The organism is Photobacterium galatheae, assembly GCF_000695255.1.
In the GTDB taxonomy this organism is placed as follows: domain Bacteria; phylum Pseudomonadota; class Gammaproteobacteria; order Enterobacterales; family Vibrionaceae; genus Photobacterium; species Photobacterium galatheae.
The window spans coordinates 17,574-41,890 of the sequence record NZ_JMIB01000010.1; the positions used below are offsets into that span (position 1 = coordinate 17,574).

The 24,317-nt window shown below is 48.7% G+C and carries 23 protein-coding genes and 1 pseudogene; 12 read left to right on the forward strand and 12 right to left on the reverse strand.

All coding sequences use genetic code 11. The features are described 5' to 3' along the window. Nucleotides 1-80: 80 nt before the first annotated feature. The 6 genes from flgM to EA58_RS06665 all read left to right on the forward strand — a co-directional run bounded on the left by flgM (nt 81) and on the right by EA58_RS06665 (nt 4,291). Nucleotides 81-362 carry a flagellar biosynthesis anti-sigma factor FlgM gene (gene flgM / locus EA58_RS06640; protein WP_036750610.1) on the forward strand — a complete coding sequence of 94 codons (282 nt, stop codon included), beginning with the start codon at nt 81-83 and terminating at the stop codon, nt 360-362. A 7-nt stretch (nt 363-369) separates the two neighbouring features. Then, entirely contained in the window at nt 370-801 is a 432-nt protein-coding gene (gene flgN / locus EA58_RS06645; protein WP_036750613.1) for a flagellar protein FlgN, read from the forward strand. A 1-nt stretch (nt 802) separates the two neighbouring features. Further along, the gene (locus tag EA58_RS06650) at nt 803-1,576 is read left to right on the forward strand and encodes a lytic transglycosylase domain-containing protein (RefSeq protein WP_051641931.1); all 774 of its coding nucleotides are present in this window, start codon (nt 803-805) and stop codon (nt 1,574-1,576) included. A gap of 172 nt (nt 1,577-1,748) precedes the next feature. Next, nucleotides 1,749-2,945 (forward strand): amino acid ABC transporter substrate-binding protein, encoded by a 1,197-nt coding sequence (locus tag EA58_RS06655; protein WP_235199568.1) that lies wholly within the window; start codon nt 1,749-1,751, stop codon nt 2,943-2,945. Between the two features lie 222 nt (nt 2,946-3,167). Then, on the forward strand, nt 3,168-3,830 hold the full coding sequence (locus EA58_RS06660) for a Bax inhibitor-1/YccA family protein (protein ID WP_036750615.1): 663 nt from the start codon (nt 3,168-3,170) through the stop codon (nt 3,828-3,830). Nucleotides 3,831-3,961: 131 nt separating this feature from the next. Then, complete coding sequence (locus tag EA58_RS06665; protein ID WP_036750616.1) at nt 3,962-4,291, forward strand: TusE/DsrC/DsvC family sulfur relay protein; 330 nt, start codon at nt 3,962-3,964, stop codon at nt 4,289-4,291. A gap of 39 nt (nt 4,292-4,330) precedes the next feature. Here EA58_RS06665 and yccX read toward each other — a convergent pair whose 3' ends face one another. Then, nucleotides 4,331-4,603, reverse strand: a complete 273-nt coding sequence (gene yccX, locus EA58_RS06670) for an acylphosphatase (RefSeq protein WP_036750618.1) — start codon at nt 4,601-4,603, stop codon at nt 4,331-4,333. Nucleotides 4,604-4,690: 87 nt separating this feature from the next. Here yccX and EA58_RS06675 point away from each other — a divergent pair, with 87 nt between their 5' ends. Then, a complete protein-coding gene (locus tag EA58_RS06675) occupies nt 4,691-6,091 on the forward strand; it encodes a methyl-accepting chemotaxis protein (RefSeq protein WP_036750621.1) in 1,401 nt (466 codons plus the stop codon). Nucleotides 6,092-6,221: 130 nt separating this feature from the next. Further along, nucleotides 6,222-7,412, forward strand: coding sequence for a class I SAM-dependent methyltransferase (locus EA58_RS06680; RefSeq protein WP_036750623.1), 1,191 nt, complete (start codon nt 6,222-6,224; stop codon nt 7,410-7,412). A gap of 279 nt (nt 7,413-7,691) precedes the next feature. Here the strand turns inward: EA58_RS06680 and cyoE are convergent, their stop codons facing one another. The 6 genes from cyoE to EA58_RS06710 form a co-directional block, all read right to left on the reverse strand. Beyond that, complete coding sequence (cyoE, locus tag EA58_RS06685) at nt 7,692-8,558, reverse strand: heme o synthase (RefSeq protein ID WP_036750626.1); 867 nt, start codon at nt 8,556-8,558, stop codon at nt 7,692-7,694. Nucleotides 8,559-8,571: 13 nt separating this feature from the next. Beyond that, complete coding sequence (cyoD, locus tag EA58_RS06690; RefSeq protein ID WP_036750629.1) at nt 8,572-8,883, reverse strand: cytochrome o ubiquinol oxidase subunit IV; 312 nt, start codon at nt 8,881-8,883, stop codon at nt 8,572-8,574. Continuing rightward, complete coding sequence (gene cyoC, locus EA58_RS06695) at nt 8,883-9,488, reverse strand: cytochrome o ubiquinol oxidase subunit III (protein WP_036750632.1); 606 nt, start codon at nt 9,486-9,488, stop codon at nt 8,883-8,885. The genes cyoD and cyoC overlap by 1 nt, the downstream gene beginning before the upstream one ends. Beyond that, the gene (cyoB, locus tag EA58_RS06700; protein ID WP_036750635.1) at nt 9,478-11,505 is read right to left on the reverse strand and encodes a cytochrome o ubiquinol oxidase subunit I; all 2,028 of its coding nucleotides are present in this window, start codon (nt 11,503-11,505) and stop codon (nt 9,478-9,480) included. Before cyoB ends, cyoC begins: the two co-directional genes overlap by 11 nt. A gap of 8 nt (nt 11,506-11,513) precedes the next feature. Next, nucleotides 11,514-12,413, reverse strand: a complete 900-nt coding sequence (gene cyoA / locus EA58_RS06705; protein ID WP_036750788.1) for a ubiquinol oxidase subunit II — start codon at nt 12,411-12,413, stop codon at nt 11,514-11,516. Between the two features lie 530 nt (nt 12,414-12,943). Continuing rightward, nucleotides 12,944-13,702: a sulfite exporter TauE/SafE family protein gene (locus EA58_RS06710; RefSeq protein ID WP_036750638.1), complete on the reverse strand. Its 759-nt coding sequence runs from the start codon at nt 13,700-13,702 to the stop codon at nt 12,944-12,946. Nucleotides 13,703-14,112: 410 nt separating this feature from the next. On the opposite strand from EA58_RS06710, the pseudogene EA58_RS06715 reads away from it, so the two are divergent. Together EA58_RS06715 and EA58_RS06720 are read left to right on the forward strand one after the other, a co-directional pair. Beyond that, nucleotides 14,113-16,419: pseudogene (locus EA58_RS06715) on the forward strand (chitinase C-terminal domain-containing protein); the annotation flags it as partial. A gap of 459 nt (nt 16,420-16,878) precedes the next feature. Then, nucleotides 16,879-17,535, forward strand: a complete 657-nt coding sequence (locus EA58_RS06720; protein ID WP_081819578.1) for a murein L,D-transpeptidase catalytic domain family protein — start codon at nt 16,879-16,881, stop codon at nt 17,533-17,535. 618 nt (nt 17,536-18,153) lie between these two features. Here EA58_RS06720 and ald read toward each other — a convergent pair. The 4 genes from ald to EA58_RS06740 all read right to left on the reverse strand — a co-directional run bounded on the left by ald (nt 18,154) and on the right by EA58_RS06740 (nt 21,946). Continuing rightward, a complete protein-coding gene (gene ald, locus EA58_RS06725) occupies nt 18,154-19,269 on the reverse strand; it encodes an alanine dehydrogenase (protein ID WP_036750641.1) in 1,116 nt (371 codons plus the stop codon). Nucleotides 19,270-19,715: 446 nt separating this feature from the next. After that, nucleotides 19,716-19,982: a hypothetical protein gene (locus tag EA58_RS06730; RefSeq protein ID WP_036750643.1), complete on the reverse strand. Its 267-nt coding sequence runs from the start codon at nt 19,980-19,982 to the stop codon at nt 19,716-19,718. A gap of 143 nt (nt 19,983-20,125) precedes the next feature. After that, nucleotides 20,126-20,737, reverse strand: a complete 612-nt coding sequence (locus EA58_RS06735) for a 2OG-Fe(II) oxygenase (protein ID WP_036750644.1) — start codon at nt 20,735-20,737, stop codon at nt 20,126-20,128. Nucleotides 20,738-20,884: 147 nt separating this feature from the next. Continuing rightward, a complete protein-coding gene (locus EA58_RS06740; RefSeq protein ID WP_036750647.1) occupies nt 20,885-21,946 on the reverse strand; it encodes an esterase/lipase family protein in 1,062 nt (353 codons plus the stop codon). A 169-nt stretch (nt 21,947-22,115) separates the two neighbouring features. Here EA58_RS06740 and EA58_RS06745 point away from each other — a divergent pair, with 169 nt between their 5' ends. After that, nucleotides 22,116-22,754 (forward strand): transglutaminase-like domain-containing protein, encoded by a 639-nt coding sequence (locus EA58_RS06745; protein WP_051641933.1) that lies wholly within the window; start codon nt 22,116-22,118, stop codon nt 22,752-22,754. Between the two features lie 191 nt (nt 22,755-22,945). Further along, the gene (locus tag EA58_RS06750; protein ID WP_036750798.1) at nt 22,946-23,674 is read left to right on the forward strand and encodes a GntR family transcriptional regulator; all 729 of its coding nucleotides are present in this window, start codon (nt 22,946-22,948) and stop codon (nt 23,672-23,674) included. A 426-nt stretch (nt 23,675-24,100) separates the two neighbouring features. On the opposite strand, the gene EA58_RS21535 is transcribed toward EA58_RS06750, so the two are convergent. Next, complete coding sequence (locus EA58_RS21535) at nt 24,101-24,304, reverse strand: hypothetical protein (protein ID WP_152547954.1); 204 nt, start codon at nt 24,302-24,304, stop codon at nt 24,101-24,103. Nucleotides 24,305-24,317 lie beyond the last annotated feature (13 nt).

The following is a 24,317-nucleotide window of genomic DNA, read 5'->3' on the forward strand; positions in this document are numbered from 1 at the left end:
AGTGGTCGCCCTTCCCTATTAAGAAACATTTTTAACACTTTTTCTAAATTTAGCGGTAGCAAAACGAGCAGGATCAATTCATGAAAATTGACAAAGTATTTAACTCTCAAGTGGCGTCTTCAACACAGCGTCCATCCAGCCCGGCACAAGTAGAAACCGCAGGTAAAGCGAAAGGTCTTGAGCCGGTCATCAGCACCAGTAATCAGGTGATTGCCCAGGCACAGAAAGAGCTGGCTGAACTGCCAGAGATCGATATGGAAAAAGTTAGTGCGGTGAAAGCAGCACTGGCGAAAGGCGATCTGAAGCTGGACGTTGAAACTTTATCCAGCGCGATTCTTGAGTTCCATACCGGACACGAATGAGGTCGATATGAGTAAACAGCAGGTAGTGAAATCGCTGATTCAGGGCATCCGCCGAGATTTGCATGCATATCAGCAACTCGGACAACTGATGCTCCGACAGCAAGCCAGTTATCTGCAATTTAATGGCGAGGCCCTGACTGAACTGGTCAGCCGGCAAGAGCCATTGCTGTCTCAATTGCAGCTGAGCGCCAAGCAACGCTCGGACATGCTCCTGTCACTTGGGCTGCCGGGCGACAAACGAGGCATGGCGATTTTGCTGAAGCGGCTGCCTTCTCCGCTGAATATGCAGGTTCGCCAAAGCTGGCAACAACTGGAAACGCAAATCCAGTCCTGCCAGAAAACCAATCAGGTCAACGGTAACCTGTCTGCATCCTATGGCGAAGTCCTCAGGCAACTCAAGGGTGAGCCGGATTACGGGACAGCACTCATGCAAAACTAAGATGCACAAGACATCGAGAACCGGCCAAACTTTTCTGGCCGGTTTATGTTTATGGATGACCTTGATTTTCTCTCCGGGCCAGGTGCAAGCCAGCCCGGCGGAAGCCCCTTTCTCACTCAGTGCCGATGCCCTTCAGGCTCAGGTCGATCGAATCCTGCCGCATCGCCAGGTGATTGAACGCCACCTCCTTCGTCACCGTGACACTCTGATTGAAATCGAAGAGGTGCTCAGACAGAAATCACTGCCAAAGAGTCTTGCCCTGCTCCCGATGATTGAATCCACCTTTCGGGCCGATGCAGTCTCCCATGCCAACGCCGCGGGACTGTGGCAACTCATTCCAGCAACAGCACAACGATTTGGCTTACAGGTTGCGTCTGATAATGATGAACGGTTTGACGTCAACAAAAGCACCCAGGCAGCCGCCTCCTATCTGGCTTTTCTCTATCAAAAGTTTGATCAAGACCTGGCTCTGACCCTCGCTGCCTACAATGCCGGGGAAGGCCGGGTCGGACGGGCGATCAAACGGGCCGACAGCCGCATTTTCAGGCAACTCACGCTGCCGAAGGAAACCCGGGATTATGTCCATAAATTCCACGCGCTGCTGTCAGTCGTCGATCTCGATGCACTGACCCGACCGGCCAATGTCAGCACCTCATTTATGCTGCTGGATGCACGGCGTCCGCCAACAGATCTGGAAACACGAATCCTCACCAATCTGTTTGCAAAACGTGATGTCATTAATATGGCGCCGGTTCAACCCCTCATCCCTTTATAACACTTGATCAGCGCAAGTCTCTGCAAATCTCAGAATTCAAAGCATTCTGAGCTTACTTGCGCCAATTCGCACATCTGTGAACGGTTCCTATACTGAAGATTGATATATTTGTTAATGCGCTGTTTGCAAGGTCAGGCGTGCCGTTTCAGACAGCATCATAGAAGGACACGTTATGGCAGATATGATTCAGACTTGTCTGGTAGGAACCCTATGCCTGCTGCTTTTTACGGGATGCGACCGTGAAAGTGCACAGGATAAAGCGTTAATCAAAGCACTCGAAAATAAAGTCGATCTGCTTGAACAGCAGTTGGAAACCCAGCCTACTGGAACAAACCTGAATCTGGATGCCGAACGGGTCACTGAACTTGAAAACGAAGTGAATACGCTCAGGGAAAGGCTCAGTCAACAAATCAGTTTTTCTCCCACGCTGAAGAGCATTCAGGAAAAAGGCTATCTGGAATGCGGGGTCAGCACCGGATTACCGGGCTTCTCCATGCCCAATCAGAAAGGTGAATGGCATGGTCTGGATGTTGAATTCTGTCAGGCCCTTGCAGCAGCCACCTTAGGCGATAAAAACAAAGTGAGATTCATTCCACTGAATGCCCGCGAACGCTTTAAAGCCCTGCAAAACGGCGATATTGACATCCTTTCACGCAATACCACCTGGACACTTCAGCGCGATACCGCACTCGCCCTGAATTTTGCCGGTATCCTTTATTTTGACGGCCAAGGTTTCATGGTGAGAAAGTCTCTCAACGCCAATACCGCGAAAGATCTGTCTGGTGCAAGTATCTGCGTGCAGTCCGGCACAACCACAGAACTCAATCTCGAAGACTATTTTAAACTGAATCACCTGACCTACACGCTGGTTCCGTTCGACACCGCCAAAGAAACCATTGATGGTTTTCAGGAGGGGCGCTGTGATGTCCTGACGGCAGATCAGTCGGGACTGTATGGTTTACGGTTAAACCTGAAGAAATCAGAAGATGCGGTCATCTTACCGGATATCATTTCAAAAGAACCCCTCGGGCCTGTGGTCCGTCAGGGCGATGATCAGTGGTTCAATATTGTGAAGTGGACGCTGCATGCCATGCTCAATGCCGAAGAAATGGGCATTCACTCTCAAAATATTGATGAGATGAAAGCCAGCGAAGTTCCGGCAGTCCGCCGATTCCTGGGACTGGACGGGACACAGGGGAAGAGTCTGGGCCTCAATCCCGACTGGGCGTATCAAATCATTAAACAGGTCGGAAATTATGGGGAAAGCTTCGAGCGTACCGTCGGTGTACACTCTCCCCTCCACATTCAGCGGGCACAAAATAACCTTTGGACGCAGGGCGGCTTGCATTATGCCCCGCCCATTCGCTAGTGTATGAACACAAATGGCCAAAAAAGACTCAGGATAAACTTGTTACACACTGTTACATCTTTGACTTAGGGATTCACACACCCTCCAGTATGATTAAGCCAATGGTCTGAACATATTTTTTAATTTCGGTCAAAATTTCAATCCGTTATTATTGAAATGCAACGAAATTGTCGCCATATAAGGCAGAGTAGATTTCAACACTAACCCCAAGGGGAAGATTATATGAACGATCGTATTGTCCGTAGCAATGGCTACGAAGGCGTACTGTCAACCAACAAGGTTCTGCGCAACACATACTTCTTACTGTCAATGACATTGTTATGGTCAGCTGTGGTTGCGGGCGTATCCATGGCAATGAATCTGCCATACCCAGGCTTTATTATTACGCTGGTTGGCTTCTATGGCCTGCTGTTCCTGACTGAAAAGAACCGTAACAACGGCCTGGGACTGGTATTTACCTTCCTGCTGACTGGCTTTATGGGTTACACCCTGGGCCCAATTCTGAACAGCTATGTCAGTGCCGGTCTGGGTGACACCATTGTGCTTGCACTCGGCGGTACAGCGGTGACTTTCATGGCCTGTTCTGCTTATGCACTCACAACGAAGCGTGACCTGTCTTTCCTGGGCGGCATGCTGCTGGCTGGTTTCATTGCGATTGTTGTCGCGATGGTGGCAAACATCTTCCTGCAAATGCCAATGCTGTCGCTGGCAATCAGTGCCATGTTTGTCCTGTTCTCTTCTGCGGCGATTCTGCTGACGACTCAGTCAATCGTTCGTGGTGGTGAGACCAACTACATCTCAGCGACTGTGACGCTGTATGTATCAATTTACAACCTGTTCGTCAGCCTGCTGCAAATTCTGGGTGTGATGGGCAGCGATGACTAATCCGTCAAGCGGATAACGACACACAGAACAAGCGCCTTTCGGGGCGCTTTTCTTTTATGGGTCACACGGAATGCTTGCACCTGCCGGACCGAATCACTATCCTTGCCGGGTAAACAATCTCGGGAAGTACCATGCTTGAATTCGACGGTAAAGTCATCGATACCGATGCTCAGGGTTATTTAAAAAATGTCAGCGACTGGACACCAGCATTAGTGCCCGTCCTGGCGCAAGAAGAAGGCGTCCCATTGACGGATGCCCATTTAGAAGTCGTTCATTTTGTGCGTGAATTCTATCTTGAATTCAATACCTCACCAGCGATTCGGATGCTGGTGAAAGCGATGGCAAAAAAATATGGTGAAGAAAAAGGGAATTCAAAGTACCTGTTCAAACTCTTCCCCAAAGGCCCGGCGAAACAAGCCACAAAGCTTGCTGGTTTGCCAAAGCCCGCCAAATGCCTCTGAGCAAGACGAATAAATCAGCCGGAGTCCAACAGGCTTCGGCTACATAATTTCAAAGCCATCGACTGCCCGCCATACCACTTCATCCCGACTCAGGCTATCCACACGGGACAACCGTGGGCCAACTTTCAGCCATTCGACCAGCCCCTCGACATGTTCAGCGTTGCCGCACGCCAGCACTTCCACGCTACCGTCCGGTAAGTTTTTCGCGTACCCGCTGACTCCCTTTTTTAAGCCCTCATGCGCTGTATGAAAACGGAATCCCACTCCCTGAACATGGCCTGTAACTCTGACCATGACGCAAATTTGTGACATAACTCACCTCAAGATTAGTCTGTTTTCTTAGATAAAAAGATTAGTATTCACTTACGCCACGACACCTCATTTATTCAGGAAGAAAACATGAAAGAAGTTGCATTTCGTTGGATAGATAAATACCTCATCCACCTTAAAATCCAGGAAAAGTTCTATCTCCTCTTCCTGCTCCCCTTAATTGGAATCATCAGCATCAGTGCAATTTTAGCTGATGCCGGAGAAAAACAGCATGAAGCACTGATTTCACAGAAACTTCATGTGACGGCCAATCTGCTTGCTGAAATGAAGGTTTCTCAAGCGGATGCGCCAGCGTTACTGAGTGGCACCCAAATAACCTTAGGCCGTGGTGAGCAGGCCGTCTCAGTCCCGGGAATGGCTTACAGTCTGATTTCCAAAGATCAATCCAGCCTGTTTGATTACCTGTCCGGACTACAGATGACAATGGGCATTGTCGTGATTTTGCTGACACTCGCCGTGGTCTACTACATCATGACCTTCATTGGCGGCGCGATGTTCACCACACACAAAGCGCTGAATACACTGGCAGAAGGTGACCTCACACAACGGCTGAACTTTTTCAAAGTCCGGGACGAATTCAGCACCATTGCCCTCACCATTGACCGAGTTGCCGAGCGCGAACAGAAGCTGGTTCTGGCGACTCAGGAAGCAACGGCCCTGATGCAACAAATCAGCAGTGAACTCCGTCAGCGCAGCCTTAAAACAGAAGACCTCTCTGTGGAACAGCAAGAGCATCTGGACTCGCTGGCCAGCGCGACCGAGGAAATGGCTTCCTCGATTCGTGAAGTCGCCGCGCACGCGCACAATACTTCTGAACAGACTCACGAAGCACAGCAAGTCACCGAACAAGGCCGCACTCAGGTCAGCAATACCAAGCAGGCGATCAACCAGCTCACCCGTGAAATTCACCAGGCTGCAGAAGCCGTCAATGAGCTGGACGGCAATGCTGCGAAAATTGATGCCGTTGTGACAACCATCAATTCAATTTCCGAGCAGACCAACCTGCTGGCCCTGAACGCTGCAATTGAAGCAGCCCGCGCCGGAGAACAGGGGCGAGGATTTGCCGTGGTTGCCGATGAAGTCCGAACACTGGCAGGCCGGACTCAGACGGCCACAGTCGAAATTCAGCAAATGATCGAGTCCCTGCAGAAAAACAGCCGAACACTGATGACCGTCATGCAAAGTACAGTTGCCAATGCCGGGGAAAGCGAAACCCAGATGGATTCTGTTGATCAGCAGATCACGCAGATTGCTGAGCGAAATCAGCATATTTCCGATCGCAGTACAGAAATTGCAGCGGCAGCTGAACAGCAAGGTACGGTCGCTGATGGTATCGCCAGCAGTGTCGAGCAGGTTCGCGAACAATCCCGTCAGGTGAAAAATGTCATTGCACAGACCGCCAGTGAAATTGAGCGCCTGAACCAGCAAGCTCAACAGCTTGAAATTCTGATGAACGGCGTCAGAGCCTGATCGATTTTCCAGGGCGCTTCCAGCGCCCTGATTTCAGTTTCCCGGTTCATTTCTTCACGCAGTGAAGTTGATTTTCCTCCCGCCGAACAAGATAATACGCCCCCATTCTTTTACAGCTTCTGGTCCAAACATGACAGCTTCTATCTATCTGGTGAAAGGGCGTGATAAATCACTGCGCCGTCGCCATCCCTGGGTCTTTTCTCGTGGTATTCAGCGTGTTGAAGGCACTCCGGGTCTGGGCGATACCGTTGACGTCTATGACCACAAGGGCGAATGGCTTGCCCGTGGCGCCTATTCTCCCCAGTCACAGATCCGTGTCCGTGTCTGGACGTTTGATCAAAACGATACCATTGATACACAGTTCTTCATCAAACGTCTGCAGGCGGCTCAGGGTTTACGCGACATTCTGGCAGCGCGTGACGGACTGACCGGCTATCGCCTGATTGCCGCAGAATCTGACGGCTTACCGGGCATCACCATTGATCGCTATCAGGACTTTCTGGTTTGCCAACTGCTGAGTGCCGGTGCGGAAGCCCAAAAAGACAATCTGGTCGAAGCGCTGAAAACCTGCTACCCGGAATGCAGCATCTATGAGCGTTCAGATGTGTCCGTACGGAAGAAGGAAGGCCTGAAACAGCGTACCGGCGTTCTGCATGGCGAAACACCTCCTGCTGTTGTGACCATTGAAGAGAACGGCATCAAAATCAATGTTGATATCGTCGGTGGCCACAAAACCGGTTTCTATCTGGATCAACGCGACAGCCGCCAGGCAGCCATCAAGTACGTGAAAGGCAAACGTGTCCTGAACTGCTTCTGCTACACCGGTGGGTTCGGTTTGTACGCCCTGAAAGGTGGTGCTAAGCAAGTCATCAATGTCGATGTCTCGCAACCTGCACTGGACACAGCCCGTCAGAACGCAGAAATCAACGGCCTGCCAGTTGAGAACGCTGAATTCGTGAACGCCGATGTGTTCAAACTGCTGCGTGAATACCGTGACCGGGGTGAGCAATTTGACGTGGTCATCATGGATCCGCCAAAGTTTGCTGAGTCGAAAGCACAGCTGGTTGGCGCCTGCCGTGGCTATAAAGACATCAACATGCTGGCGATGCAGATTCTGAAGCCGGGCGGCACCCTGCTGACCTACTCCTGCTCTGGTTTAATGGACAGCAATCTGTTCCAGAAAATCATTGCGGATGCGGCGCTGGATGCAAAACGTGAAGTACAGTTCATTGAACGATTCAGCCAGGCGGCAGATCACCCACTGGATTCTGCCTATCCGGAAGGTTTCTATCTGAAAGGCTTCGCCTGTTACGTGAAGTAACAGTTTTCGTGTTCAATCAATACCCAAACGACTTGGAGTCGCAGGTAGGCGGCAAGTAAATGAATCCCCATGAGCATAGGTAACTATGTGATTGGGGGGAATGCACGCAGCCAACACCGCTGCGGCTTCTAGTAGGACGGGTATTAGGAAAAAAAATGGTTTTTCGCTAACTCGATGGAGATAGTATCGAGTCAGGAAAAACCAAAAACGTAACAAAAGTAGCTAATGAAAGTTGTTAGCCAAGAGAGTGTTGAATCGGTACTTGTGGTGATTCGTTTGCTATGAAACGAACGGAATTAACTCCACACCCAGCACACAACTGATGCCGGTGACCACGAACAGTGATGTCTTAAATACTGATTTTGACCACTGTACAAAGTTGTTCTCATTCAGAGAACGGAATGTGACGACGCACCACCACAGGCAGACACCCGACGTCACCAGTAAATATTCATATCCGCTGTAGCCCAGTCCAAACATAGCCAGAGCAACAACCGTAAAAGCCACGACGTAAGCCATCATATGACGGCGGGCTTTCTGAATGCCTTCCACAACCGGCAGAACCGGAATACCAGCATTTTTGTAATCCTGCATGCGGAACATCGCAATCGCGTACGAATGCGGCATTTGCCACAGGCAGAACATTGAAAACAGCAAAATCGCTTCCAGGCTGATGTAATTCGTGACAGCCAGATAACCCACCAATGGCGGGACCGCACCGGACACACTGCCCACTAAGGTGCCGTATACTGAGTTCCGCTTGTACCACATGGTGTAAAAGAACACATAAAACACGAACCCAAGTAAGACCACCACGGCAGACAACGGATTCGCCTGCTGATACAGCACTGCTGTACCTGACAGAAGCAGTACGATTGCGTAGACAAACGCTGCATCTGCATTGATTTCCCCTTTCGCCAGTAAACGGCTCTGGGTGCGAGACATCTTCTGGTCGATATCCCGGTCAAAAATATTGTTGATCACGCAACCGGAAGCAATCACAAACGCAACGCCCAGCAATGTGTAAATCAGGAGGGGCCCGTCGAGCCCCTCCGTTTTCGCAGCCAGAAAATATCCGGCCAACACAGAGATGAGGTTACCGATGATGATCCCAGGTTTGGTAATGGAAATATATCCTTTGATCATATCGTCATCCGGCTTACAGCAGCATGTTCACGTGCAGATTGACCATGATCCAGATGGAACCGGCAATCAGGATCAGCACGATAATCGCTGTGAAGATAAAGGACATAGAGTTCCACAGTCCCTGTTCAGAGCGATCCATGTGCAGGAAGTACACCAGATGTACCACCAGCTGAACCACGGCACACACCAGCAGAATGGCAACGGTTGCTGTCGTTGGCAGACTTTTGGTTGCTGCGAAGTAAAAAGGAATCATGGTCAGAATCAATGACGCAATAAACCCTTTAATGTAATCACCGTAACCGGTTTGATGCTCTTGCTTCGCCATTACAATACTCCCAGCAGGTACACGATGGTGAATACGCAGATCCAAACGATATCCAGGAAGTGCCAGAACATACTCAGACAATGGAAACGGGTTTCCATCACATCGTTCAGACCTTTGGTGTTCAGTTGAATCAGGCACACAACCATCCAGATCATCCCGGCAGTCACGTGCAGACCGTGGGTTCCGACCAGCGTGAAGAAGGCAGACAGGAACGCACTGCGATCCGGACCATAGCCCTCTGCAATCAGATGATGGAACTCATACACTTCCATCGCCAGGAAACCGAAGCCCAGCAGGAAGGTTACGTACATCCAACGTTTCAGACCATCAATGTCTTTACGCTTCATGGCGATCATACCGAAACCAAACGTGATACTACTGAACAGCAGCATCATAGTTTCAGTAAATACAAACGGCAGTTCAAAGATGTGTTTACCACTTGGACCGCCTGCCGTGTTGCCACACAACACAGCGTAAGTTGCAAAGAGCGTTGCGAACAGAATGCAGTCACTCATCAGGTAAATCCAGAAGCCTAACTGCTTGGTTTCACCGATATCGTGATGGTGTTCGTCGTGCTCGTGATGATCAACCGCATTAGTGTGCATAGTCGACCTCCATCTCGTCTTCGTCGTCTTTCGATGTTGGGGCTGGGGTTGCACCAGCAACACGTGCTTTGTGTGCTTCCTCAATGGCTTTCACTTCTTCAACAGTCACGTAGTAATCCACATCGTCGTTAAAGCTGTGCTTGATCCAGGTACCGATCATACCGACCACACCGACAGCGACCAGCCACCACATGTACCAGATCAGACCAAAGCCAAACAGCAGTGCATAAGCAGAGATGATGACACCCGCGCCTGTGTTTTTCGGCATATGAATTGGCTGATACGTCGCAGGCTGATTCGTTTCGCCACGTTCTTTCTGATACCAGAATGCATCCAGCTCGTTACCTTCAGGCAGTTTGGCAAAGTTGTAGAACGGTGGTGGTGACGAAGTCGCCCACTCCAGCGTACGGCCATCCCACGGGTCACCAGTGACATCACGCAGAGACTCACGGTCACGGAAAGTCACGTACAGCTGCATGATCTGGCACAGAATACCGCACATGATCAGGACTGCACCGAAGGCTGCAACAGCCAGCATCGGGAAGAACTGTGGATCAATATGCTGACTCAGACGACGGGTCATCCCCATGAAGCCCAGCACATACAGTGGCATAAAGGCCACGAAGAAACCGATGATCCAGAACCAGAAGGCACGGACACCCCATTTCTCATCCAGTTTGTAACCGGTCGCTTTCGGGAACCAGTAAGCGAAACCCGCAAAACAGCCGAAGACCACACCACCGATAATCACGTTATGGAAGTGCGCAATCAGGAACAGACTGTTGTGCAGCACGAAGTTCGCCGCAGGAACCGCCAGCAGAACGCCGGTCATGCCACCAATGGTGAAGGTGAACATGAAACCAATCGTCCACAGCATTGGCGTCGTGAACTTAATCCGGCCACGGTACATGGTGAACAGCCAGTTAAAGATCTTCACACCCGTCGGAATCGAAATCACCATGGTGGCAATCCCGAAGAAGGCATTCACGTTCGCGCTGGCACCCATCGTAAAGAAGTGGTGCAGCCACACAATGAAGGCCAGGAAGGTGATCACACCAGTCGCCCACACCAGAGAGGTGTAACCGAACAGTTTTTTCCGTGAGAAGGTCGCAACCACTTCAGAGAATACCCCGAAGACCGGAAGCACCAGAATGTATACTTCCGGGTGACCCCACGCCCAGATCAGGTTGACGTACATCATCATGTCGCCACCCATATCCACGGTGAAGAAGTGCGTGCCCAGGTAACGATCCAGTGTCAGCAGTGCAATGGTGACGGTCAGGATTGGGAACGAAATAATGATCAGAATGTTCGCACACAGAGATGCCCAGGTGAATACAGGCATCTTCATCATTGGCATCGACGGTGTACGCAGACGCATGATGGTGGTGAAGAAGTTCACACCCGACAGCGTGGTACCAATCCCGGATATCTGTAATGCCCAGATCCAGTAATCGACCCCGACCCCAGGGCTGTATTCTTTACCTGACAATGGCGGATACGCCAGCCAGCCTGTTTGCGCAAACTCGCCCACAAACAGCGACAGGTTGATCAGCACAGCACCCACAACAAACAGCCAGAAACTCAGGGAGTTCAGGAATGGGAAAGCAACGTCACGCGCGCCAATTTGTAGTGGAATCACAATGTTCATCAGGCCGATGATAAACGGCATCGCCATGAAGAAAATCATGATCACGCCGTGTGCAGAAAAGACCTGATCATAGTGATGTGGCGGCAGGTAACCCGTTTCACCCGCGGCAGACAGGACTTGCTGGCTCCGCATCATGATGGCATCTGCAAAACCACGCAGCATCATCACAAACGCAACGATGATGTACATGACACCGATTTTTTTGTGATCGACCGTCGTAAACCACTCAGTCCAGAGGTAGCGCCATTTACCCAGATAGGTAATGCCGCCAAACAGGGCAGCACCGCCCAGCATAACGACCGCCAGCGTCACCATGAGAATCGGCTCATGGAAAGGTATGGCGTCCAGTGTTAATCGTCCAAACATAATATGTCCTAGAATGTTTGCTCAGCAGAAAATTCTGGCGTGATGGTACACGTCAGCGAACCTTCAAACTGATTCAGGATGGTAAGCAGCATGTCAGAAGGCACATGTGAGTAATAACTCACTGGCACGTTCTCACTTGGCTTCGCAATAGTTTTGAAGTCGCTCAGGGTCTTCATCTGATTCTCAGATGCCTGAACTTTCTGCACCCACGCGTCGAAGCTTGCCTGATCAGGCAAGGCCAGCGCTTTGAACTTCATGCCAGAGAAACCGTGACCGCTGTAACCCGCTGAAATACCATCGAAAGTGCCAGCTTCATCGGCAATCAGATGCAATTTATTCAGCATCCCGGTCATGGCATAAATCTGGCTGCCAAGTTGTGGAATGAAGAACGAGTTCATCACGCTGTTCGAGGTGACATGGAATTCAACTGGGACCCCTTTCGGGAATGCCACTTCGTTGATGGTCGCAATCTGTTGATCCGGGTAGATAAACAGCCATTTCCAGTCCAGAGAAACCACTTCGATTTTCATCGGTTCAACTGAACTTTCAATCGGTTGTCTTGGATCAAGTGCGTGCGTAGAACGCCAGGTAATCGTGCCTAAAATGGCGATAATAATAATTGGCACTGTCCACACAACCAGTTCAATTTTGGTTGAGTGAGACCATTCTGGCGTATATTTTTCGTCGGTGTTTGACTCACGGTACTTAAATGCAAAGTAGAACGTCATCAAAATAACCGGGATGACAACAATCAGCATCAACAACAGAGATGTGATTATCAAATCTTTTTCTGCAGCGCCGATCCGACCTTTTGGATCAAGCAGCGCAAATTGACATCCTGACAGGAAGAGGCTCATAAAAAATACAAAGCCACCCGACAAGATATTCTTATATCTTGAGGTTTTCATGTTCTCTCTCAGCTTTTGGGCAAAAGTCGTCATTCAACGTCATCAATACGAAGAAATGACTACATGAGTTATTATTTTGATCTGAATCAATACGCAGTTGCCGCGTCCGGAGTCTAATAAGGCCATCACCTGACTAATCGGTGGTACGCTTTGTCGTAAACGTTCACTGGTTAACCAAACGATTGGACTCATTGATACGCCGCACTCAGCGCCGGACACACCCCCTCACAAAATGTTACATTTGAAATATTTTGCCACTTTCACTTCTGAGTTAACACTCACTAAAAATGAAACATTAGATCTAGTATTTGAAATGTTGGTGGAAGTGTGAGCATTCTGACAAAAAAAACCGTAATTAACCCTTGTTTAAATAAGGCTAATTACGGTTTTCAGATTAAAAACAAAGAAAAGTGTGTAACAAATTGAATAATATTCAAATTAGTGCATTTCTACGAAAAGAATAAATCAAAAAAACATTATTGTTAAATTTATTAACAAATAATGATTCATTATTTAACTTGCCGTGTTGTTTAATTCAGCATCGCTGCAATACATCCGCACAGTGTCATTAAAAATAAAAACCACTTCAGGGTTTTTGCGCTCGCATGAATTGCGAACTTCACCGCAAGATGTGTTCCGAGAATGGTTCCCACCGCAAGCACAAGTCCGGGTAGCCACAAAACCAATCCTTCATAAATAAACAGAGCCAGGGCGACAATCGTGAACATCAATGTACATAACATCTTCAGCGCATTCGCTCTGACCAGATCGTAACGCAATGTCCCTGCCAGGGCAGCGAGCAGCACAAACCCAACGCCCGCCTGTACAAAACCACCATAAAAACCCGCCAGCCCTAATCCCCACCAGGAACTTGGGGTTTCTGCTACTTTTCGGGCGACCGTTCCGGGTTCTGGTGCTACGACCCCAGGTTTCACCAGAATAATCAATGCCATCAAAAGCATGGTGCCCAGCAACAAGGGTTTTATCCACGCCGAGGGCGCGTAAGCGGCTGCAGCTGCGCCAACGAGGCCGCCCAAGACTGTTGGAAGCAGAATTGGCCCCGCATCATTGAATTCCAGTTTCCCATGTTTACGAAATCCGAAAACGGCCGTGATCGCTTGCAAAACTACCCCTAATCGGTTCGTTGCATTCGCAACTTCTGCAGGCATTCCCATCACCATCAGCGCAGGTAATGTCAGGTTCGATCCCCCGCCCGCCAGCGTATTGATGATACCGGCAAGAAACCCCGTAAAAAGCAAGAGTGAGGCGTGGAGCAAGGTGATATCCATATTCATTCCTAATCGAACAGAAAAAAGAAAACAGCTGTTATAACCGAAACCATAACATTTTGTATACATGAAGCAGCGCTAATTTACTGATCAGACGGCTTATTTTTGATTATAAAACAAACAGAATATTTGTTTAACTGCGCAAACTAATGACAAATAAGTTACAGATTAACACTATTTTTGTGTGATCATTGACTAATATTCAAACAAATCAGCTCGGAATAACAAGAAAAAACCTATAGTTATTTCATGGCTAAACATAAGTCTGTCACTTATTTATTTTTTAATTTTTTGTTAAGGAACCATAGATGATAACGATGAACCAAAAGCGCAAGCACGCGAAGCAAGGCTTTGCGCTGGCTGCCCTCAGTGCAGCCTGTATGCTGAGCTTCCAGGCTCAGGCCGCAACGAACTGTCGTCCGGATGGTTTATATCAGACGCCGGGCGTCACTGTCCCCTACTGTACTGTGTATGATCAGGATGGCCGAGAAAAAATGGGCGCCGATCATGCGCGTCGCGTCATCGGTTATTTCACCAGCTGGCGAAGCAGCGGTGATCCGCAAAACAGCTATCTGGTTAGCGACATTCCTTGGGAAAATCTGACCCATATCAACTACGCCTTTGTCAGCATCGGTTCTGACGGCAAAGTGAACATCGGCAATGTGAACGATCCCAATAACCCAGCCGTCGGTAAAGAATGGCCGGGCGTAGAAATTGACCCAACATTAGGTTTCAAAGGCCACTTCGGTGCGCTGGCAACCGCCAAAGTGAAGCATGATGTAAAAACCCTGATCTCCATCGGGGGTTGGGCTGAAACCGGCGGCCACTTCGATGAAAACGGCAACCGTGTTGCAGATGGTGGCTTCTATACCATGACCACGAACGCCGACGGCAGCATCAATCATCAAGGCATCCAGACGTTCGCTGACTCCGCTGTTGCCATGATGCGTCAATACAAGTTTGATGGTCTGGATATTGATTACGAATACCCAACCAGCATGCAAGGTGCAGGGAACCCGGATGATTTCATTTATGCTGATGCCATGCGCCCTCACCTGATGAAGTCCTATCATGAACTGATGAAAGTGCTCCGTGAGAAGATTGATCAGGCAAGTGCTCAGGATGGTCATCACTACATGCTGACGATTGCAGCGCCTTCATCCGGCTATCTGCTTCGGGGTATGGAAACCATGGCTGTTACCAAATACCTCGACTACGTTAACATCATGACCTACGACCTGCACGGTGCGTGGAACGAATTTGTCGGCCATAATGCTTCACTGTTTGACAGTGGTCTGGATGCAGAGCTGGAAGCCGGCAACGTCTACGGCACGGCGCAATATAAGAAGACCGGCTATCTGAATACCGACTGGGCTTACCATTACTTCCGTGGCTCTATGCCGGCTGGTCGAATTAACATTGGTGTGCCTTACTATACGCGTGGCTGGCAAGGTGTCACCGGTGGCACCAATGGTCTTTGGGGTCGAGCCGTACTGCCAAACCAGAGTGACTGTCCTGCAGGTACCGGTGCCGGTACCAGTAAGTGTGGTTATGGCGCAACCGGTATTGACAACATGTGGCATGACAAAGACGCCAACGGTAAGGAAATGGGTGCAGGTTCCAACCCAATGTGGCATGCCATGAACCTGGCAAACGGTGTTTATGGCAGCTATACCGCTGCATATGGCCTGGACCCAGCCAATGACCCGGATGACGTTCTGCGTGGTACATACAGCCGTCATTACGATAACGTTTCTGTTGCCCCTTGGCTGTGGAACGCAGAGAAAAAAGTCTTCCTGTCGACCGAAGACAAAGAGTCAATCAACACCAAAGCAAACTACGTTGTTGATCAGGGCATTGGCGGCATCATGTTCTGGGAACTGGCAGGCGACTACAGCTGCTACAACCTGGATGCCAACGGTCACCGCACCACAGTTGACGAAACCGAAAACGCTTGTAAGACCGGCAATGGTGAATACCACATGGGTCACACCATGACCAAAGCCATATACGACAAGTTTGCCAGTGCGACACCTTATGGAAATACCGTCGCTGAAGGTGCCATTCCGACATCAGCCGTGAACGTAGAAGTTGCAGTTTCTGGTTTCAAGGTCGGCGATCAAAACTACCCGCTGAACCCGGTCATGACACTGACAAACAAAACCGGTGTCGCATTACCGGGTGGCACGGAGTTCCAGTTCGATATCCCAACCTCAACGCCGGATAATATGTCAGATCAGTCTGGTGCAAAACTCAAAGTGATCGCATCCGGTCATACCCGTGGCGACAACGTGGGTGGCCTGGATGGTAACTTCCACCGTGTTTCTTTCAGCCTGCCAAGCTGGAAGCAACTGGGGAATAATGAAAGCTTCGAGCTGAAGCTGAACTACTTCCTGCCAATCTCTGGCCCGGCGAACTATTCAGTCCGTGTCAATAACACAGATTATGCGCTGGCGTTTGAACATCCAGACCTGCCACTGGCTGACCTGAACAATGGCGGTGGCGATAACGGCGGTGGTGACGGTAACCCGGGCGATTGTGTGACTACGGGCATCAACACTTACCCGAACTGGCCACAAACAGACTGGCAAGGTAACCCGAGCCATGCCGCTGCAGGGGATAAGATTATCCACAACGGTGTGGTCTACAAAGCAAATTGGTGGACGAATTCAGTCCCGGGCAGTGATGGCAGCTGGGCGACAGTCTGCAACATCTAGTAACACATGCTTCAACGTAAATAAAAGCAGGCATTTATGCCTGCTTTTTTGCACCCCAGCATTGTTCACTTTTTGAACCAAAAAACTTCATCTCAGCAAGAAAATGCGATATTAAGCTCAAAAATCGAACAAACGATCCATGACATTAATTTTTCAGTTTTTTCGTAAAATTCGCCATTTTTCTCGTTCCAAAACAGACGATTAATGCCGGTAAATGTTGTTATTTGCCAAAAATGAAATATTACAACGCCCGATGGAATTTATTTCTGATTAAACAATGTTCATATTTTAATTGACTGTTTTGTATTAACAAATATATCAATTTTGAGAAATTTACCTCAAACTAAGTTGAAAACTTTTGACGTAAATCTAGTGATAAGAGGGCTAAAAAAATCCAAATCCTATGGTAGAGTCGCTTTGTCTTTGGCATAAACGAATTAGAAGAGTGTAATCAAGGAAATGAAACAAGCCATCTACCTAATCATTTTAATTTTTTGTTCTTTACCGCACTATGCATCAGCTAGCACAATTCAGGGACCGAACAAACAGCACATTCAGCAGCAAAAAAATCCTGACGTATTAATTCAAAATGTGTACGAACAGGCCGGACTGAAAGGAAAGCTGGATTACGATGTCTTTAAAAATGGATATAACGAATATTACAATACAAAAGGTCGTAAAAAGCAGCTCCTGACTATTATTGATTACAGCAAACCTTCTACAGAAAAACGTTTTTTTGTCATTGATTTAAAAAACAACCTGCTGTTATTTCACACCTACGTGACCCATGGTGTGAATAGTGGTGGCGTGGTTGCCAAACACTTCTCTAACATTGTCAATTCGCGTCAGACGTCACTGGGCACCTTCCTGACAGACACCACTTACTTTGGCGGTAACGGTTACTCACTGCGCTTGAATGGCCTGACCAAAGGCAAGAACGATAATGCCCGCCGCCGTTATATTGTGGTTCACGGTGCACCTTACGCAACCGAAGACTTTATTCGTCGTCATGGCTATTTAGGTCGCAGTTGGGGATGCCCTGCCCTGCCGAAACATCTCTCGAAAGAAATCATTGATACGATTAAACATGGCAGCGTCATCTACGCCCGCGCATAATCCATACAACCTGACCAACTTTTATCTTGGCCTTTATATTCTCATAAAGGCCATTTTCATTGTCAGAGAAATATCAATTCCTGCTTTTATCCTGATTCCTGATAGGCTGATCCCATTTTTATTCTCGAACAACTTCAAGTTGAACAGAGAGTCTGACAAATCCGTCTGGTTATTTTGACAAAAGCCAGCTTTCATCTCTGATTTTATTTTTCTGATATCACATCACCCGAAACATTGAATCAATGGAAACTCAGCATTGTTCTGTCAAAGTTATTGCAATGAAATTGCTCAAACAATCATGAATACGTCGTGCATGAATGTCGTGGATGAATAGATTTCAACCTTTGCAGAAATAACGGATTACAGTGAAAATGACGGGGTAAAACAGGAATGGTGAAGTTCAGTGGGCGTACTGGGTGAAACGATTATTTCGTAGATGGCAAGTATATTCAAAAGGTAACACTGAGGAGAAAATAAGCACGAAATATCGAAAGCATTCAGCGGGATACTCAGAATCGCTTCTATCCGCTTGATGGCCGAAGCATCTCGCCTTAAAGCGAAGCACAAAAAAATCCCCGCCGAAGCAGGGATTCGATATCCACAGTCTGGCAAGCGAACTTATGCCAGTACATCCGCTGCATCTACATAAGGCAGATCCAAAGCGGTGGAGACTTCGTGACAAGTAATTTGACCACGGTAAACGTTCAGACCGTTCAGCAGGTGCTTGTCTTCTTTCAGCGCTGCTTTATAGCCTTTGTTTGCCAGTTTCAGGATGTATGGCAGCGTCACGTTGTTCAGTGCAAAAGTCGAAGTACGCGCAACCGCACCTGGCATGTTCGCAACACAGTAGTGAACCACATCGTCAACGATGAAGGTTGGTTCGCTGTGTGTTGTCGCGTGAGACGTTTCAACACAACCACCCTGGTCAATCGCAACATCGACAATGGCCGAGCCAGGCTTCATTTTCTTGATCATTTCTGCAGTCACCAGTTTCGGTGCTGCTGCACCAGCAACCAGCACACCACCAATCACCAGATCCGCTTCCAGCACATGTTTCTCAATGGCGTCTTTTGTCGAGTAAACGCACTGTACTTTGCCTTCGAACTGAGCGTCCAGTTTACGCAGAACATCAATGCTGCGATCCAGTACCACAACGTTTGCACGCAGGCCCACAGCCATTTGTGCTGCGTTTGCACCCACAACACCACCGCCAATAATCACAACTTTCGCAGGCTCTACACCGGGTACACCGGCCAGCAGCATACCGCAGCCACCACGGGATTTCTCCAGTGCGAAAGCACCTGCCTGAATCGACATACGGCCTGCAACTTCAGACATTGGTGCCAGCAGAGGCAGACGGCCTGCATCATCAGTCACAGTTTCGTAAGCAATACATACCGCTTTGCTGTTGACCAGATCATGTGTCTGCTCTGGATCTGGTGCCAGGTGCAGGTAAGTAAACAAAATCTGACCTTCACGCAGCATGGCACGCTCAACAGCCTGAGGTTCTTTCACCTTCACAATCATTTCTGCTTCCGCAAAAACGTCGGCTGCTGTTGGCAGAATTTTCGCACCAGCATCAATGTAGTCCTGGTCGCTGAAGCCAATCCCGACACCCGCCTGAGTTTCAACGTATACCGTGTGACCGTGTGCAACCGCTTCACTCACGGAAGCTGGCACCATACCGACGCGGTATTCATGAACTTTAATTTCCTTAGGTACACCAATAATCATGTTCGTTTCCTTGCTGCTTGTCAGAGGTTGTGAAGACAATAATGGAATCCAATTGAAATGTGTCACCGTTTTTTAACCAAAAACCAACAAATGAAACCAATCAAATCTATCAATACAGCATATCATCCTGTTTATGACGCGCGTCACACAACAAAAGCGCATGAATTACACTGAACGCAGCCCCTATCACTGGATTCAAGACCAAAAAACGGCCTTAAACCCTAAATAACAGCATGAAATTAGAATTTTCAACTTTACTGACAATATTCATATCTTAAATAAATGCACTCATGCTGCCGATTTGAGTAAGGCCGTATAAAATTCCAAGATTTACGGGTCACCCCGGGCAAAAACTGGAATATTTCACTAAGGAAGACAGAAAGGCGGGATAAAAATAAGAACGCCACCGAGAAGGTGGCGTACGAAATGGACATCTTCGCAGCAGATTAAACGTCTGCTTCCCAAGGCATCTCAGGCAAAGCATCCAGATTTTCTGAGTATCGTTTGAGGTTAAATTCACCCTCATTTTTTGCAACATCGAATACTTCGACAGACAGCGCGCAAGCGATCATCTCGATTGCTTCTTCTCGTGGGGTGCCCGTCATCACCAGACGCATCAGGGTTTCTTTCACCTTGATTGGGTTGCCGTCGGCCAACTGGTTTTCGACAGCTTCCACCAGCATTTCGCCTGTCATGATGTCGTCGTCTTGCATGGATATATCCTTCGTTGATTCTCAAACCAAGTCGCATACTACAGGAGGCCGACGCCGATCTCTATGCTGCGGTTCCTGCATTCAGGCAGAATCGATGCTCGCAGCCTGAAAACACAACCCGGCATCGTCTGGTCTGGGGGGATTTACAGGGCAATATCCAGCGTGCCATGACTGACACCATTCAACCTGAACCAACCGGCAATACTGAAACGCTGTCGGTTTGCAGGCAACACTTCGTGGGGAAAATCTTCCGACAGGAAAACCACCAAGCGCCCCCCTTTCGGTGTCAGGCGTGTCAGAAAGCTATCGTCATCCTGATAGATCACCAGCTCACCACCGTCAGATGCCTGCCAATCGCAGTCATTGAGATAAAAAACTGTGGTCAGTTTACGATTCGCCCGGCCGCGAAAACTATCGCGGTGCTTCAGGTAAAAATCACCCGGTTCATATTTCGCAAAATGCGATTCGTATTCAAACAGTCCCAGATAAAGATAGCGATTCGCAGCCTGACGAATCATTTCCATCTTTTCCAGATAGTCCTGAACCGGTTGTCCCATGTTTTCGGATAACCAATGGATTTTATCACTACGCACAGTATGGACCAGCGCATGATCATCCTGCCGGCCAATCCCGGCCTGTGACCACTCTGATGGCAGACACTGGTGCAATGCCGTCACTTCAGCAGTTGAAAGAAAGTCATCCCATACACACCAACCCTGTGTGTGCAGCGTGTCAATCATGGCTTCAAGATCCATGGTGTGTCCGTCTGTGAACCTAAGATGAAGGCTTTATAGACAGTCGCACAGCAGCACTCAAATCATTCCATGATTCATCACGGTCATTTTTTTTTATGGATAAATATGATCAATCGACACAATAAAAAGATTCAATCGATATGCACTTTATCGACTATTTGCCAGAACCCAACCTTGCACCCGACGCGCCACACTGGCCTGCGTCAGTAACCCCATATGATTCATTCCACCGCATACCCATTGATTTGACTCTGGAAACTCTAATGCCAGATGATGTTCTGTGGCTTCACCCAGCGCACTGGCAACCGGTACAAGCCCATCACCAAGTCGGCGACTCCGGTCATCCTGTACATTTTTACCCAGGCACCCGGCAATCGCAAAACAGGCAACATCATCAGGCAAGGGTGGCCGAAGCTGGCAGACTCCCGGGACATGACGTTCCCAGGCCGCATGATGAATCGCACCGTGGCTGAGATCTTTACTCCCGGCACTGCGCATTCTGGCCAGTGTTGCAAACGGCTGAAGATAAGGAATCGTGGCGGTACGCTCTTCGACCCAATGGACCATCTGCGCCAGGGGAGCACCATTATGCGGTGTTCCCAGCGTAATCAATGTGGCCAGCTTTTGAATCCATTTCACCTGATGCCGACTGGCATAAAAGCAGGCACTCCGACTGACCAGCCCGCCCATACTGTGTGCAATGATCACAATTTCCTGCACGTCGCAGGGCCAGATATCGATCAGTTGCTCCAGCAGGAGTGCGAATTCTTCCCCGTTCGTGGAAATATGTCGACCCGTGTTGTAACGGAGATAGACAGGCGTGTAACCAAACTTGACCAGCGCCCGTCCGTGGTCATGCGGTTTCCGTTGCCACTGGCTATCATTCATGCACCAGCCATGAACACAAATCACGATACGCGGCTGAGGTGAAGTCAACTGCCCGGCAAGCGTCAAAGGGTCCAGGCTCAAACGCTGCATCTGGCTGCTGAATGCCATGGTCTGAGCCAGACGACTTCGCCGCTCTGCCAAGACATCTCCCATCACGCCATTGAGCGTCGCGATCACCAAATCACTGGGGGCCGGCGGCAAACCAGATTCAAGAAAATCCCCAAATCCGGCTTGCCATTGCCCAGTATTGATTGAGACCCGATCTGATAAATCATTGAGCCATAATTGGAGCGTCCGGTTGATCCGATGTTTCAATGCCATCATGCTTTCCTCGCGATTGCTTTAATCATCAGGCCTGCTCACGCGAAGATCAAGCTGCGTCACGTGTGAATCAGTTCAAGCATTGAGATAAAAAATCGTCTCAGGGTTCGCCAGACTAGAGTAAAGGCCCTAATCTGGAAGTCTATTCATTGAAAGGACATTACGATACATGAGCATGGCAGCACACTTAGCAGCAACCGAATACTTCGATTTCACCCATCCTGACATTCAGGCTTTCAGTCGCAAGGTCTCGGGTTCAACACCCGTCGAACAGGCAATCAGCATTTATTACCTGGTCCGGGATGAGATTGTCTACAATCCTTACACGCTCAAAGACGGCTTACCCAGTCTGAAAGCCAGCTATTGCTTACAAAACAATCAAGCCTATTGCATCCCAAAAGCAGCACTGATGGTCGCAATGTGTCGTCTGCACGGTATTCCAGCCCGGCTGGGACTGGCAGATGTGATCAATCACTTGTCAACGCCGGCACTCATCGAATGGCTCGGCACCGATTATTTCGCCTTGCATGGCTACGCCGAGGTCTGGCTGAACGGGCAATGGGTCAAAGCAACACCGGTGTTTAACAAAGAGTTATGTGCCAGGTTCAACGTCGAACCGTTGTCGTTTGACGGTCAGCATGAAGCCATTTTGCAATCCGCCACAAAGGATGGCAGCAAACACATGGAATATGTAAAATACCACGGTTATTTTGATGAGATGCCCGTTGAATTTATTCAGGAAACTGCCGCAAAAGTTTATCCTCATTTTGCTGACATATTTGCAACTGACAATCGGATGGCCCGATAACCCGCGACAGCAATGATCCGTGCCGTGTTATCCCTCTGGTTGATGGCTCTCCCTGATTGACATTCCACTGGTACTCATTCTTACTTTTCAGATTTATTTTACTCTGAAAAGTTATTTCGCTTTTTACCTCCAATTGCATACAATAACCAAGCAGCTGGAGAAGCTTTAGGAGAGAAGTAGTGACCACGCCAGTGAAAAAGAAGTCGACGTTGAAAAAGTCTCTTCCTGAGAATACGGCACAGACTCAGGACGATATTGTTTATGGCCACATTTTTGACGCTATTTTGGAACAGCGTCTGCCACCGAACACCAAACTCAATGAAGAAGCACTGGGTGAGATCTTTGGTGTCAGCCGAACCATTATTCGTCGCGCCTTGCTACGCCTTTCTGTTGAGCAGATTGTCAAAATTCGTCCAAACCGTGGTGCTGTGGTTGCCGCGCCGAATGTGGAAGAAGCCAAGCAAGTTCTGAAAGCTCGTGAAGTCTTAGAACTGGCGATCACAGAACTGGCCGTTGAGCATGCCACCAGTGAACAAGTCGCGACACTGCGCAAACTGGTTGAAGAAGAACATGCTGCTTTTGATCAGGGTGATGTCGGTCGTGGTATCCGCCTGTCCGGTGAATTTCATATCCAGCTTGCCACCATGGCCAATAACCCGCCTCTGCTCTCTTTCCAGCGCAGTATTGTCTCGCAGACCTCATTAATCATTGCGCTTTATGAAGTCGGCAATCGGGGTCAGTGTTCTTTTGATGAGCACAATCAGTTACTGGATGCCATTGAAGCTGGCGAAAAGGAAAAAGCGGTCGCGTTAATGCGTAACCACCTGGGTCACATCAACGCCAAGCTGGCGCTGGATGATGAAGCAATCAGCAATGACCTGCATGCCGTTTTTTCTGATGTGGTTTTGAAGCGTCGTTAAATTGAAAACAATTTAAAACAAAACCACCCAGAACATTGTATACAATAATTGCATGCCTTATACTATCTTCAGTGGGGCATGCAGCCTTCTCGTTCAGTTCGGTATTGTATAAAGTCGCTGCTGCACGCTCCCACCTACCCGCTTTTGCCTGTTCTGGCGCATCTTTCCCTGTCATCTGGTAAACTATGCACGCTGTGCATGTTGCATATCAAAGAGATTAATTTTGTATACATAAACCACGAAGAATTGTCATCCATGCGTAGACTATCATTTCTGTGCATAATGGATTCCCGCCTTCGCGGGAATGACATTAAGTGTATGAATTATAAGATAATATCTGCCACCTCCGTGCAGGTGGGAACCCAGTGACTTAAAATGACAACCTGCACGAAACTCCGTGGCTCACATCAATTCAGGACATCACTTTCATTCCGGTGCATGATGGTTTTCGCCTTCACGGGAATGACGGGTAGCGATATAAATCATAAATAAAAGAATATCTGCCGCCCCCGCGCAGGCGGGGACCCAGTGACTTTCAATAGCTATCGCAAAGAAAGATGGGAAATGATGATTGGCTGTGGCTGAAATAAAAAAAGGAATAGTGCCGCTGACACTATTCCCAAAGGGCACACAGTCTCCAAGG